The organism is Sphingobium sp. KKT206 (assembly GCF_055640555.1).
The window spans coordinates 2,823,103-2,837,500 of sequence record NZ_CM145764.1; the positions used below are offsets into that span (position 1 = coordinate 2,823,103).

10 protein-coding genes, 1 tRNA gene, 2 rRNA genes and 1 pseudogene (1 of these 14 cut by a window edge) are annotated in these 14,398 nt (G+C 59.1%); 8 read left to right on the forward strand and 6 right to left on the reverse strand.

The genetic code is table 11. From position 1 onward, the window contains the following. The first annotated feature begins 193 nt into the window (after positions 1–193). Genes ACZ2HM_RS13695 through ACZ2HM_RS13705 form a run of 3 tightly spaced genes read left to right on the forward strand, consistent with a single transcriptional unit; the run spans position 194 to position 3,287 of the window. Complete coding sequence (locus tag ACZ2HM_RS13695; protein WP_470425451.1) at positions 194–469, forward strand: hypothetical protein; 276 nt, start codon at positions 194–196, stop codon at positions 467–469. A gap of 11 nt (positions 470–480) precedes the next feature. Beyond that, positions 481–1,935, forward strand: a complete 1,455-nt coding sequence (locus tag ACZ2HM_RS13700) for a hypothetical protein (RefSeq protein ID WP_470425452.1) — start codon at positions 481–483, stop codon at positions 1,933–1,935. Further along, positions 1,932–3,287: an anti-phage deoxyguanosine triphosphatase gene (locus tag ACZ2HM_RS13705; protein WP_470425453.1), complete on the forward strand. Its 1,356-nt coding sequence runs from the start codon at positions 1,932–1,934 to the stop codon at positions 3,285–3,287. Before ACZ2HM_RS13700 ends, ACZ2HM_RS13705 begins: the two co-directional genes overlap by 4 nt. Positions 3,288–3,290: 3 nt before the next feature. On the opposite strand, the gene ACZ2HM_RS13710 is transcribed toward ACZ2HM_RS13705, so the two are convergent. Further along, a complete protein-coding gene (locus ACZ2HM_RS13710) occupies positions 3,291–4,649 on the reverse strand; it encodes a hypothetical protein (RefSeq protein ID WP_470425454.1) in 1,359 nt (452 codons plus the stop codon). 374 nt (positions 4,650–5,023) lie between these two features. On the opposite strand from ACZ2HM_RS13710, the gene ACZ2HM_RS13715 reads away from it, so the two are divergent. After that, complete coding sequence (locus tag ACZ2HM_RS13715; protein ID WP_470425455.1) at positions 5,024–5,164, forward strand: group II intron maturase-specific domain-containing protein; 141 nt, start codon at positions 5,024–5,026, stop codon at positions 5,162–5,164. A gap of 233 nt (positions 5,165–5,397) precedes the next feature. Here ACZ2HM_RS13715 and ACZ2HM_RS13720 read toward each other — a convergent pair whose 3' ends face one another. Further along, complete coding sequence (locus ACZ2HM_RS13720; RefSeq protein ID WP_470425456.1) at positions 5,398–6,567, reverse strand: PepSY-associated TM helix domain-containing protein; 1,170 nt, start codon at positions 6,565–6,567, stop codon at positions 5,398–5,400. A 337-nt stretch (positions 6,568–6,904) separates the two neighbouring features. Between ACZ2HM_RS13720 and ACZ2HM_RS13725 the strand changes: the two genes are divergently transcribed. From ACZ2HM_RS13725 to ACZ2HM_RS13740, 4 genes and pseudogenes are all read left to right on the forward strand, one after another. Then, entirely contained in the window at positions 6,905–8,104 is a 1,200-nt protein-coding gene (locus tag ACZ2HM_RS13725; RefSeq protein ID WP_470425457.1) for an ABC-three component system protein, read from the forward strand. Then, on the forward strand, positions 8,101–8,589 hold the full coding sequence (locus ACZ2HM_RS13730) for a three component ABC system middle component (RefSeq protein WP_470425458.1): 489 nt from the start codon (positions 8,101–8,103) through the stop codon (positions 8,587–8,589). The genes ACZ2HM_RS13725 and ACZ2HM_RS13730 overlap by 4 nt, the downstream gene beginning before the upstream one ends. Beyond that, entirely contained in the window at positions 8,586–10,556 is a 1,971-nt protein-coding gene (locus ACZ2HM_RS13735; protein WP_470425459.1) for a DUF3732 domain-containing protein, read from the forward strand. Before ACZ2HM_RS13730 ends, ACZ2HM_RS13735 begins: the two co-directional genes overlap by 4 nt. A gap of 326 nt (positions 10,557–10,882) precedes the next feature. Further along, positions 10,883–11,935, forward strand: a pseudogene (locus tag ACZ2HM_RS13740) (recombinase family protein); the annotation flags it as partial. A 381-nt stretch (positions 11,936–12,316) separates the two neighbouring features. Here the strand turns inward: ACZ2HM_RS13740 and ACZ2HM_RS13745 are convergent. The 4 genes from ACZ2HM_RS13745 to ACZ2HM_RS13760 all read right to left on the reverse strand — a co-directional run. Beyond that, positions 12,317–12,487 (reverse strand): hypothetical protein, encoded by a 171-nt coding sequence (locus ACZ2HM_RS13745; RefSeq protein ID WP_470425460.1) that lies wholly within the window; start codon positions 12,485–12,487, stop codon positions 12,317–12,319. Positions 12,488–12,533: 46 nt separating this feature from the next. Next, positions 12,534–12,610 (reverse strand) — tRNA-Met (locus tag ACZ2HM_RS13750). A 106-nt stretch (positions 12,611–12,716) separates the two neighbouring features. After that, positions 12,717–12,831 (reverse strand): 5S ribosomal RNA (gene rrf / locus ACZ2HM_RS13755). Between the two features lie 163 nt (positions 12,832–12,994). Beyond that, positions 12,995–14,398: ribosomal RNA gene (locus ACZ2HM_RS13760) — 23S ribosomal RNA — on the reverse strand; it runs 1,391 nt beyond the window's last position.

Consider the following 14,398-nt stretch of genomic DNA (forward strand, 5'->3'; position numbering starts at 1 on the left):
ATCGACTTTCGTCATCAAAGCAATTTGATGGAAGCACATCGCCTTTTCGCGATCATCAAATGTGCTAGAGAGGAGCAGACGATCATCAAAAATGAGGCTGCCCCGGCTTCATACGATCGGGAGAGTTACGGGTTTACGCGACAAGATGTTGCAAGGACGCAACCAATCAGGTAGCACGAACGTAATGGGAACAATGATCATCGTTGTTATTGCAGCCGCAGCGCTACCGCTCTTGCTATGGCTTTTGATGTCGCTGGTAGCTGCTGCCGCGCGTATATGGCGCGGCGGGCTGGCTGATGCGCGCGAATTCGAGCGAGCTGGTGTAACGGTTTCCGCGTTCTTGCGGGCCAAGGTTCGTCGGCAAGATAGTAGCTCTCTGGTGCCGACGCGTGCTGGCATTGGCGTCCGTTACAAAAATGGTAAGTTCAAGGTTCGAGAGACCCGTACCATCTCGAAGGACGTTTTCTAAACTAGACGGCCATGGGGGGACAGCAGGAGACAGATGCCTGGATAAAGGCATATCGCAGCTATGCCGGCTGGGTTCCCAACGTGCGGAGCCACCTGTCATTCAGCATGATTGGCGCGGCTAAGAGGGCGGAAAGCTTCACCGAACCGCTTCGCAAACGGCCGACAAGGATCGTGCTGGTGCACCAGCATCGGACCGTCAACGACTATCCGCTGGCTGAATGGCTCGCGAAGATCATTGCTCCCGACATATCCCTGCATTGGATGCTGGATGCCGAAACTGCGGCTACGGACATTCCAGTCATCAGGGACGGAAAGCCTCATCCTGAAAAGGATCGTCAAGGCATGATTCGGGGCACGATCCGGCTCTGGGCGCGGATGGACAGCAAGAAGGCCAAGGCCGCACAGAAGGTGGCAATCCGCGAGATCGACCGCCTCCTTCGCACACCTTGCATGAATCCAGCCTCGGATTGCAGTAGCGAAGCAACCGATACGACGATCGATAGCTTACGCAATGACGTTCGCTACCATGTCGATCAGGCTGGTCCGGCAATTATCCTCGATTTTGCCTTGATGCGCACAGGCGAATGTCGCGTCTGGTATGGCCAGAAGCCGAATGACGTCGAGGACGACCTTCTCGACTGGGTCGCAGAGCAGGGCTATTATTTCATCAAGGATGTGGTCCACGATCATACGCATCATGACGAGACCTCGGATCAGATTACGCCCCTCTATCGCTTCGGCAAGAAGCTGAACGAGCCAGGGCATGACGACGAGATTGCCTGGCGGCGCGAGACGCTATGGAGTCTGTCTCGCGAAATCGAGCGGCTGAACCGGGAAGGCGGCCTGACCGACCAGCGCAAATCCCTCGGTATCATTTCATATGCCGAGGCGTTCCAAGCCTCGCTCATGGGGCATACACGCACACAGGACAACAAGGTCAGGTTCCAAGAATCGACCTCGGTGCACGACTATGACTTCAAGCACCTGAAAGATTCGATCAAGGCAAGCATCGACGTCAACTCCACCAGGCTTTCCCAGAAGATCCAAGTCGCCATTGCGCTGCCTACGATGTTCATTGCCAGCACTGCGCTTGTGAGCTCCTTGGTGAGCACGCACAACGGTGCGCTCGCGAAGGTGAAGGAGGGACTTGCTCCAGGCACCATAGGACTGGGAGGTCTGGATGGCTGGGTTCCAACTTTGGCGAGCAATCCCGCTTTGACCGGTTTTTCCGTCATGGTGTCACTGGTCGTCGTGATCGCCTATTTTCTGCTGGACGGCCGCGCAGGAGTTTATAACCGAACACAACGCTGGTGTTCGCAGCTGGGACGCGCGCTTGCGGTCACGTTCTTCGACTCTCTCCTGCTCCATTGGCTGTTCATGCTTGTTTATCACATCATCCTGATCGGGCTGACGCTGCTCGCAACCTTCTATTGCTTCAACCTCGTCCTGAACGGAGGCACGCTATGAGCCAGGTTGCCAGAGGATGGAATGAGAGGGCAAGCGGCCGAACCCGCCATGTCGATGATGTCCGGACCGATTTTGAGATAGACTATGCGCGCGTCATCCATTCCGGCGCGTTCCGTCGCCTCCAAGGCAAGACACAGATACTCTCGCTGGGTGACGATGATTTCTATCGTAGCCGCCTCACTCATTCCATGGAAGTCGCCCAGGTCGCGGAAGGCATAGCACAGCATCTTCGCGCTGAGCCTGCCTTCGCGTCCGTCCATGGCTTGGTCCCGTCCGCACCGCTCATCCAGGCCATCGGGCTTGCACATGACATCGGCCATCCGCCGTTTGGCCATGGCGGAGAAATGGCGCTTAACTATTGCATGCGCGATGCCGGAGGCTTCGAGGGAAATGCCCAGACGCTGAGGCTGCTTTCGCGGCTGGAGAATTTCTCCGACGAGCATGGTGCCGACCTCACTCGCCGGGCCCTCCTTGGTATTTTGAAATATCCCTCGCTCTACTCGGCTGCCCGCAACCCTGCCATCAAACCCCAGCTTGCGGCCGGCGCTACGACCATCGAAACGCTCGATGCAAGAAGCTGCAAGCCGGTAAAGGCCTGCTATGATGACGATCACGTCATTTTCGACTGGATTCTTTCCGCTCTTGGCGGCGATGATCGGGCGGGGTTTGTCGATCTCAGTTTCCGCGACGGCAAGCATGGCGACACCCCGCACAAATCGTTCGACTGTTCGATCATGGATGCTGCCGACGACATTGCCTATGGCGTGCATGACCTCGAGGATGCGATTGCGCTTGGCTTCATCACCCGCGAGCAATTCTATTCTGCGATAGATGGAGAGCTTTGCTCTGAGCTACTGGCGTCGCTCGCGAAGCGCCCGTTGGTACCCAGCGGTCGAGGAGACCATGATGAGCTGGTTACAAGGCTGTTTGGAGCGCCTTCCTCCCGCAAAGGTGCGATCGGGCGGCTTGTCCATTATTTCATACGCTCAATCATACTCAAGGAAGAGGCATGCTTCTCCGAGCCGCTGCTGCGCTATCGCGCGGTGATTGCGCCAGAAGCGGCACGGTTGCTGGAAGAGCTTCAATCACTGATTGTGAGACTGGTAATCAACAGCCCCCGCGTGCAGCATCTTGAGTTCAAGGGGCAGCGTATGGTGGTTGCCGTATTTGAGGCAATTGCGTCGGATCCCACGCGCCTTATGCCCACGGAATGGGCGGGCCTCTTCGAAAGCGCCCCAAGTCCCAGCCGTGTAATCTGCGACTATGTCGCAAATCTCACGGATGGAGCGCTGCTGAAGACCTATGAACGCCTCTTCAGCCCTCGTTTCGGCTCGGTATTCGACAGGATCTGACGATCAGGCCCTCACAACGCGGGTCGGCACAGCTGACTTGCGTACAACATCGGCCATATGGCTTGTAATACCGATCTCGCCGACAATCTCTACGCCTACATCGCGATCAATCGAAGACAGCAGCGCTCGCAGAGCTTCCAGTCCCTGCGAGGCTTGGAAGCCCATCCATTTGTCGCGCTCGCCCGGCACGAGGACATGGGCGGTGCTCGTCGTGGCCCCACAATGAAGCTGGACGATCCACACGCTCTGGCCATCATGCACCCATTCGGTACGCACTGGCCCGAACGTCTGCGACATTGCGCAATGCGCCCGCTCGACATCGGCGATGATGTCGGCCGGCAGCTTTTCCGGCAAGTGCGTGCCGAGCATGAATGCGTCGCCAAGTCCAACCACGCCTTCCACAACGACACTGCCATTGGCATCTACCAGGCTGGCGCCGGCATAATGTGCAATTATGCCTGACTGGGAAAGGATCGATGCGATTGCAGTGCCATCGGGGTCTTCACTGGCGAGGAGTTTGTAGGGGTCGAGCCAGCCCCGATGAGTCGTAAAAAGACCGGGCTGCTGCTCTGTCGGGCAGGTGCGTATCCAATTCTCCTGGGAGCCAGTAGCTGCCCCGAACAGGAAGGGGGCGACCCGGCGCGACAGAGCGAATGTCCTGGGAACCTGGCCGCCAGCAAGATCTGCCATCAATAGGCCATAGAGCTTGTCTCCGATGTGGCGGCTGAAGCGATTGGGCCACTCGAGCCTCGCCATCGTTTCTTCCTCCTGCCCCATATCTTCCTGCTCCCAGAGCAGGGTGTGGGTGCCCCGCCACCCACGAGGCCTTGGATGAATGCTGAACTCGACGCGGCCTGTGGCACCGCCGAGATCAGGCGCGAATCCATAAACTGTCTCAAGGAGCTTCGTGCCCAGTTCCAAGGGCAGGGATGCCGTGCCGGGTTTTTCGACGCAGCGTGGCGTGTCGTCAGGAGCGAACTCTATGACTCCAGCCTGGACGACGCCCGATACGCCACCATCTGCGACATCCACCGTTTCATTCACTATGGTGTACAGGCCTTCGGCGGACAGGCGGTCGACAGCAGAAACAGCTTCGTCCACACTACCCAAGGCATAGAGAAACTCCCGACTGCGGGGGCTGTCGGGTGTGTAGCTCCGGACATTGACGGTCCCATCGGGCGAATGAGCCAGAAGGGCGCATATCGCGCTATGAATGTCATCAAAGGACTGGTTCGGGACATGCCCCGATATGCGCAGGCGGCTCTGCCGAGGCGATCCCTGCTCCGGCACGAAGCTTACGAACTGGGCGACATTGCCTTTCTCAGCCAATGCATCAAGTGACTCATCCTTACGCAAGTGCATGCATTCTCCTTGTCGCGTAGAGCGTGCCACAATTCACCTGGTCCTGTAAACGCGGGATAGAAAGCTGGCCCCACGCGCGCGGCGGATGGCATGTGCCAAGGCGCGGAGGCAAGCGAATTCGTTCAGACTATGTTCCTGCCATATATTCGGGTCGGGGCCATGCCGTAGGGCGTGCGATGTCAGGGATCGAGCTTGCGGTGCACCTGTTCGCGTCGGCAACCCGTCATTCCCATGCGGCAGGTTGAGCGTCAGCGGTCGTCGATTTTGCTCGGGCTGCATTCTCATCCTACCCTAACAGACCTTGGCTCAAGGCTGGCGCAACGATCCACGAGCTTACGGACCGAGCGCGCACATGGCAGGATACCACATATCTGGTGGCCAAGATGAACCGGGTGCTGCGCGGTTGGGCCAACTACTTCTCGGTTGGTACCACGAGAAAGGGATACCGGGCCATCGACAGCTACACAGTGGTGCGGTTGCGTCGGTGGCTGCGCGCCAAATACAAGACTAGATGACGGCGAGAGGGAGCCTATCACGACCCTGAGCTATACGAGCGGTTCGGCCTCGTGCGTCTGGCTGCCGTGGCCGCAGCCTGCCATCGGTGAAGGCGTGATGTCTTGTCCGAGAGCCGGATGCGGGAGATCTGCACGTCCGGTTCGATGAGCAGGGAGTAGAAACGGATCGTCTGGCAAGCCCCACAAGCGCGCCGCACGGCACCGCGTCACTTCCTGACTCTACCGAACTTCCTTCAACTGGCCCCACCAATCGATCCCGGCGTCAGGGTCAAGGTAAGGAGAATGAGGGCAACGCCGACATATCCCCAGACACCCATGCCCTCCCAGGCGATCTTCATGCTACCAGTTTCGGATCGCGCCGCTCGGGCCAGCCGCATCGCGTAGATCATCGTGCCGGTGACGGCCATCGCCGTCAGCAGCGCGCCGAACAGGAACCAGATGGCTTTTGTCCAAAGCCCGCCGAACGTGCCGAAATGCAGCGGATCGGCCATTTCGGAAATACGCTGATGCGCGCTCAAGGCGCGTCCGTCGAGTCGCGCGACGACGCGCGACGTAGCCGGATCGACAACCACTGCATTGGCGCGATCCCGCACCAGCCAGGCGGAGGACTGGCCCAGGAAGATGACGCCATTGTCTGGCGTGAAACGAATTTCGCGAATATCGAGCGCAGGATCGGCGCGGCGCGCTACGGCGACCAGCCGGTCCAGCGCGGCTCCGGTCGGCATCGCACCAGCCGCCACATCCGGCAATTTGGGCACCTTGGCGTTCCCGCCCAACGTCTCCACCAGATACCATAGGCCGGTCAGCGCGATCAGCGTCACGAACCATAGGCTCCACAAACCCATCAGACGATGCAAATCGCCGGTCGTCCGCCGAACATCTCCGCCGCGCGGCGTTCGAAAGAAGCCGCGCCACCATTTCTTGTAGGTGACGATACCCGATATCAATGACATCGCGAGCAACAGGGCCAGCGAACAGACGATCGGTATGCCGATCTTCGTCGGCAGCATCAGGTGGCGATGGGCCTGTCGCAGGAAACGGTGGACATTGGCCCAGCCGTGCCTGCCGGTGACCTCCGCCGTCCAGGGGTCGACATAGACCCGCTCCGGTGCTCCTTTGCCGCGACTGACCCAGGCCTCCACCGTGAACCAGGGGTCGATCGGCGCATAGAGCGTCTGGAGCCGGGCCTCCGGTGTGGCGCGGGCCGCAGCCTGCGCCCACGCCCCCCATGACGCGACGGGTTCTGACCGGGGCGATACCCGCATGGCAGGCGTCGCCAGCCAGTCGATTTCATGCGCGAACACGGCAAAAGTGCCCGTCGCCAGGATGAAAGTCAGGAAGATCGACAGTTTCAGGCCGATCCAGCTATGCATTACCCACCAGAGCGACCGGCCCTTTTTCACGCGGGACTGATCCATGGTCAGAATTGAAAGCGCAGTTCGGCCAGGAATGTCCGCGGCTCGCCGGGGAAATGCCCGCTCTGCGCCGAAAAACCCGACGCGGCGTACACCTTATCGAACATATTATCGACGCGCAGCATCAGTTCGGCAAAGCCAAGCCCCTTGGTGATCGAGGCGTCAAAGATCGTGTAGGGCTTGACGGTCTGCCCCGACAGGCTGATGCGCTTCGAGTAGCTATTCAGTTATTGTTTCGAGCTGAAGTTGCATCCATGATCAGGCGACGATGAGGGGATTCATTGGATGACCGTAGGACATCATGCGGTAAGGGATGCCGTACACAATGCCTGAACCTCGCTCGATATTTTCCGCTGCGGAGTCAGGACTTGGCTTCATCTATCAGCCCAGGCTAGCGCTGCTGAGGCTTTTGTCCCTGCCCGAAAGCACCTCGCTTCTCATCGAGAAAAGCGACGATCTCGAGTTTGACACGGCGAGCGGACGAAAGACTCTGGCATCGCTGAAGCACAAGGCCGAGGGCGACAGGCTGACGGATTTGGACGTCGACTTCTGGAAATCCGTGAGGGTATGGCTGGCCTATTATGTCGACAACGGCAGGATCAGCTCTAACGCCGACTTCGTCTTGTTCACGACGGCGGTCATCGCGCCGGGATCGAAGCTGACGCTGTTTGCGGAGGTCGATAGCGATCCGGCAGATCGAGCAGCAATGGCCGCAATGCTTCTAGATCGCAGCACCTCTGCGACGATCGGCAAGACCAAGACGGATCTGGCCGAACTGACGGAGGACGAACTCGTCGACTTCTATGGCCGGATCCTCATTCTGGACGGAAGCCCGCGTATCGACACGATCTCGCAGATCGTGCTCGACCAGCATCTAAGGACCGTCCGCCGGGACGTCCGGGGTCCGCTCTTCCAGCGGCTGGAAGGCTGGTGGATGGACTTGATGATCAAGGTACTCACCGGTGAGCGAATAGGCCCGGTCTACGGCCATGAGGTGTCGGACAAGCTCTCTTCGATTGCCGAAGAGTACCGGTCCGACAGTCTGCCCATCACCTTCCGCGGCCGGATGCCCGACGGGCGGATCGACGTCGCCAACGACACCCGTCTATTTGTCGAGCAACTCCGGGACCTCGACGTATCCCCCGCCCGCATCCAGAGCGCTATCATCGACTATTACCGCGCCTTCGAGCAGCGGTCGAGCTGGGCGCGGGAGAATCTGCTGATCTCGGGGGAGATGGAAGAATATGAGGATCGGTTGATCGAAGAGTGGGGCCGCTTCCGGGATATCATCTTCGAGACCCTTCATGATGCCAGCGGGGACGACGCTTTCCGGGCGGCCGGACGCCAACTCTACAAATGGGCTGAAACGGAAACCGGGGAATTGCGGATCAGGGAGCGTGTGACCGAGGCTTACGTCGTTCGCGGCGCCTTTCAGATTCTCGCCAACGCCCGTCCCATGCCGCGGGTGCACTGGAATCCCGCATTCATGAAGCGCCTCGCCGATCTGCTCGGGGTGGCTGCATGAAGCGGTGGGACCTTAGACCCGTAGAGATCAGGAACCTTTTCAATCCGGCCTTCTGCGGCCTTGTCCTGTTCCGCGCGCTCGCGGCCTATGAGGATGAAGATGTGCGTGGGATGCCGTTCTCGCTTACAGTGCTCGTCCTGCCGCTCTGCCTGCAGCGGGACGCGCGGGAAACCCTCGCCAAGGCGAACCGAAGCTATTTTCTGAAGATCGTTGCGGCCAATCCGCAGATGCTCGTCGATCTGCCGAAACGAACGACGGATCTCCTGCCGTTCGCGTTCGAGGCGCTCGGGTTGCTGATGCAGCTGGGCGCCCTCGTCGTCACGCCCGACGGTCGCCTGCGGACGGTCCGAGAGGGCGTCCGCAAGGGAATAGATGGCACGCCCGAGTCGATCTCCTGTCAGCGGGTGGCGAAATTCCTCGGTCGCGAATTCGCCCAGATTGGCGATCGCGTCACAATTTACACGACCTTGGGGGTCCGACCATGAAGATCAAGTCGATCCACCTCTATAGCTATGACGGCCGCAGGCGGGATGTGCAGTTTCACCTGAACGGCCTCAATGTCATCACTGGACGGTCCTCGACCGGCAAATCGGCTCTGTCGGAAATCATCGAATATTGCATGGGGCGCTCGACCTTCAACATTCCCGAAGGGGTCATACGCGATCGCGTAAGCTGGTTCGCCGTCATCTATCAGTTCGCCGGAGAGCAGGTGCTGGTGGCCAAGCCGTCGCCGAGCTCAGGTCGAAGCAGCTGCAGCACCGCTATGATCCGGCGCGGTGCGGACATCGCTGCTCCAGACCACACTGATCTTCTGGTCAATGACGACGACAGCGGGGTCGAGACCCTTCTCTCACGCATGATCGGCATCCCCGAGAACACCACGGCGGTGCCGCTGGAGAACAGCCGTGAGAGCTATGACGCTAATATCAAGCACACCTATTACTATCTGTTCCAGAAGCAGACGATCGTCGCCAACAAGGACCAGCTCTTCTACCGGCAAAACGAGCCATTCCAACCACAGGCGATCAAGGACACCCTGCCTATTCTCCTGGGGGTATCCTCGAGAAACCGCTACGAGCTGGAGGCCCAGCTGCGCACGGTCCAGCGCGATCGCCGGCTGAACGGCAAGCTGCTCGAGCAGGCCAGGGGCGCGGTTGAAACCTCCGAGGAGCGCGCTCTTGGATTGATTTCGGAAGCGCGCAGCGTCGGCATATTCGCCACCGACCGCGGCGCCGGCGAGCCTATCGTCAGCCTCCTTCGCGACGCCCTGTCGTGGACGCCGGCACCCGTGCCCGAAGACGACGGCCAGAGGGTCGCCACCATTGAAACAAACCTCTTCGGCCTTCGCGAGCAGCGTCGCGAGATTCAGCGACGGATCGACGCTACGGTCCAGTTCGCCAAAAGGTCGGAGGGCTTCGAGAGCGAGGCCGGGGAGCAGCACGACCGTCTGGCCTCGATCAAGGCCCTACCGAAAAGCAAGGAAACGGGCGAGTGGCAGTGGCCCTTCGCCGAAGCTAATCTGGCGCTATCCAGCCCTATCGCGAGCATGCTTCTGGCGGAGCTCGAGTCGCTGGACCAGGAAATGACCGCCGTTCGGGGCGAGCGACCTGCCCTGGACGCCTATCTTGTGGATCAGCGCACGGCGCTTGAGGCGGTTGGGGATCAGATCCGCACCAAAGAGGTCGAGCTGTCGGCGGCGATCGCCTCAAACGAGGTCATCGCGCAGATGGGTAATCGCAACAACGCCGCGTCCCGGGTTGTGGGCCGAGTCAGCCTCTTCCTGGAGAATCTCATTCCCGACGCCGAGATGGCGCGTCTTGAGGCCGAGGAGAAACGGCTGAAAGCGAAGGGCGACGATCTGGAACGAAAGATCGGGGCCGATGATTCCGGCGAACGGCTCGCCTCGACGCTGAACAACATCTCCATGCACATGTCGCGCTACATCACCGATTTGGGCGGCGAATTCGGCCAGTATCCGGCGCGCCTCGACATGCACAACCTTACCGTTGTAATCGACCGACCGAGCCGACCGATCTACATGCCTAGGACGGGCGGGGGCGAGAACCATCTTGCTTACCACTTGGCGGCCCTGTTGGCGCTCCACCGGTTCGCCGCCAACAACCATCAGCCTTTGCCGCGTTTCCTGCTAATCGACCAACCGACCCAGGTCTATTTTCCGTCCGAGACGGTCTATGCCGCAGCCGGCGGATCGATCGAGAAGACAGAAACGGATGCGGATCTTGAAGCCGTCCGCCGCTTGTTCGAGGTGCTCCGGCGCTTTGGCGAGGAGGATGCCAGGGGATTCCAGATTATCGTGACGGAACACGCCAATCTTCGCGACGACTGGTTCCAGTCCGCCTTGGTCGAGCAACCGTGGACCAAGCCGCCCGCGCTCGTTCCGGACGACTGGCCGGACGAGAGCGACGAAAGCGCATCGGTCGGGCCGTCATAGATCGGTGAAACGAAGCTTGGTGGCGTTGGGCCTGCGCCACGACATCGCTCAAGGTCGGAACAAGCTGGCCGAGCATCTGCTCGGACCGCCGGATCAACAGAAGGCGGATTGCACCAGCGTCGCAAATAATTGCTCACAGACAGCCGACTAAAGCCAACGGTAGCACGCCGCGACGGTTTATTGATGACGGTTTCGAAGCCCGCCCATCGACGCTGACCGACCGCAGGGCAGTATAGAAGCGCGCTCTAATTTTGATCGCGGCTGCAGATTGGCAAGGATGATCAAATCTGTAGACTGCCCCCAAAGCTCATCTCTGGAGACTCCAAATGCCACGCGTAGCGCTTTATGCCCGCTATTCCGACGATAAGCAGAGCCCTGCATCGATCGACGATCAGTTTTTGATATGCCGTGAACAGGCGGCGCGCGAAGGCTGGCGGATTGTCGCCAATTATAAGGATGCAGCGATCTCGGGCGCGAGCGTCATACTCCGTCCCGGCATCCAGTCACTTTTGCACGATGCGCAGATGGGGCGCTTCGACATTCTGCTGGCCGAGGCGTTGGATCGGGTGTCGCGCGACCAGGCCGACGTCGCCACGCTCTACAAGAATCTCCAGTTCGCCGGCGTGAAGATCGTCACCTTGGCCGAGGGCGAAGTTTCCGAACTGCATGTCGGCCTCAAGGGCACGATGAACGCGCTGTTCCTCAAGGATCTTGCGAAGAAGACCCATCGCGGTCTGCGCGGCCGCGTCGAGAAGGGCAAATCGGGTGGCGGGCTTTGCTTTGGCTATGACGTCGTGCGGCGCTTCTCCAGCGAAGGCGAACCGGTCCACGGCGAGCGGAGTATCAATGCCGCCGAAGCTGAAGTCATTCGTCAGGTTTTTCGACAGTTCGCCAATGGGCTCAGCCCCCACGCAATCGCCTGCCGTCTGAATGACTCCGGGATTTCAGCCCCAACGGGCAAGCTATGGACATCGACCACGATCCGCGGCCACGCCAAGCGCGGCACCGGCCTGCTCAACAATGAGCTTTATATCGGCAAACTTGTCTGGAACCGGCTGCGCTATCTGAAGAACCCGCAAACCGGCAAGCGGGTTTCCCGCATCAATCCCAAATCCGAATGGATTGTGACCGAGGTTCCTGACCTGCGGATCGTGGACGAAGAACTCTGGCAGGCTGTAAAGGCAAGGCAGGAGAATATCGCGATCCAATATGCCGACGGCATTGCGGCAACTCGCTCTGCTCAGACAGCTCTTAATCGAACGCATCGCCCGAAAAGCCTCCTCTCCGGCCTTGTCTACTGCGGCTGCTGCGGCGGTCCTTATTCCCTTCGCGGGCAGGGGCGGTTTGCCTGTTCGAACCATGGTGATACGAAAAGCTGCTCGAACGGGCATAGCATCACGCGCGACAAGCTGGAGGCGCGTGTCCTTGACGGTCTGCGCGATCGGATGATGACCCCGGAGGTCGCGGCAGAGGCCATTCGGACCTATGTCGAGGAGAGCAACCGGATCAACCACCAGCGCCGCGCGTCAGAAATCGCTGATCGAACCGAGCTGCAGAAAGTCCTCAAGGCGATCAAGGGCCTCGTGACACTCGCAAAGGCAGGCAAGGGCACACGCGCGCTTGTCGATGAGCTTTTGGAGCTGGAAGCGCAGGAGGATGCGATCCGCGCTCGTTTGGCTGCGGCCCCTGCTGACGTGCCTGACATCCATCCCAACATCTCCGAGATTTATCGGCGCAAGGTCGAGCGATTGACGCACGCACTATCGCAGCCGGAAGAGCGCCAGGAAGCCGCCGATGCGTTGCGGGCGCTGATCGAGCGCATCGAGCTTACGCCCGGCGCGAAGCGCGGTGAGGTCAACGCCATGCTCTACGGCGAGTTTGGCAGGATCCTGGAGTGGATCGAACAGCGTCGATTGGCCGAAAATGCACAAAGCCCCGGCGCTTTGGCGTCGGGGCTTTGTGGAATGTCGGTTTCGGTGGTTGCGGGAGTAGGATTTGAACCTACGACCTTCAGGTTATGAGCCTGACGAGCTACCGGGCTGCTCCATCCCGCGACACGTGGTTGCCCCTTGGTTTTGGGGTAACGCAAAAAAGGCGGCTTTGGGGCCGCCTTTTTTGACAATGTGAATGGGTTTTTGCTGATTTTGCGCGAGCTTCAATGCCTGGCGACGCCCTACTCTTCCAGTGCTTGAGCAATAGTACCATCGGCGCAGACTGGTTTCACGGCCGAGTTCGGGATGGGATCGGGTGGGTCACAGACGCTATGGTCACCAAGCAATGAAGCTGGCGCAAAATCAGGGTTTATAATCGATACCGTGCACGGTGTTTTGTGTGTGTCGTGATTTCTGGCTGGCTTAAGAACCACGCCATCTCATTCAAGCTACCTGTTGCCAGTGCTGTCATTGATGGTGGGACTCTGCGGTTCACAAGTGAACCGTTTAAGCGCGAACAGAGCAATTAGGACTGGTTAGCTTCATGGATTACTCCACTTCCACATCCAGCCTATCAACGTCGTGGTCTACGACGGCTCGATGAAATCTTATCTCGAGGGAGGCTTCCCGCTTAGATGCTTTCAGCGGTTATCCCGTCCATACATAGCTACCCAGCTGCGCTCCTGGCGGAACGACTGGTACACCAGAGGTATGTTCAACCCGGTCCTCTCGTACTAGGGTCAACTCCTCTCAAATTTCGACGCCCACGGCAGATAGGGACCAAACTGTCTCGCGACGTTCTGAACCCAGCTCACGTACCACTTTAATTGGCGAACAGCCAAACCCTTGGGACCTGCTCCAGCCCCAGGATGTGATGAGCCGACATCGAGGTGCCAAACGATTCCGTCGATATGAGCTCTTGGGAATCATCAGCCTGTTATCCCCGGCGTACCTTTTATCCGTTGAGCGATGGCCCTTCCACGAGGGACCACCGGATCACTATGACCGACTTTCGTCTCTGCTCGACTTGTCAGTCTCGCAGTCAGGCGGGCTTATGCCATTGCACTCTAACAGACGGTTTCCAACCGTCCTGAGCCCACCATCGCGCGCCTCCGTTACTCTTTAGGAGGCGACCGCCCCAGTCAAACTACCCACCACAGAGGGTCCCTGTACCGGATAACGGTACGAGGTTAGACATCAGAAAACAGCAGGGTGGTATTTCACCTATGGCTCCACATCAACTGGCGTCGATGCTTCAAAGCCTCCCACCTATGCTACACAGCTCTTTCCTAATGCCACTCTGAAGTTGCAGTAAAGGTGCACGGGGTCTTTCCGTCTAACCGCGGGTACTCCGCATCTTCACGGAGAATTCAATTTCGCTGAGCATATCCTGGAGACAGTGGGGAAGTCGTTACGCCATTCGTGCAGGTCGGAACTTACCCGACAAGGAATTTCGCTACCTTAGGACCGTTATAGTTACGGCCGCCGTTTACCTGGGCTTCAATTCAGTGCTTGCACACCTCCTCTTAACCTTCAGGCACCGGGCAGGCGTCAGGCCCTATACGTCGTCTTGAAGCCGACTTAGCAGAGCCCTGTGTTTTTGCTAAACAGTCGCTACCCCCTGGCCTGTGCCCCCCATAAGAGCTTGCGCTTATATGGGGCCTCCTTCTTCCGAAGGTACGGAGGCAATTTGCCGAGTTCCTTCAGGATACTTCTCTCAAACGCCTTGGTATACTCTACCATTCCACCTGTGTCGGTTTAGGGTACGGTCTATACGGAGGGGCTATTTCCTGGGACGATTTCACAGCCTGGAGCAATCCAATAAGCCCAGACCATTTACACCATCCGTCACACACCTCCAGGCCCACGAATATTAACGTGGTTCCCATCGACTACCCCCTTCGGGCTCGT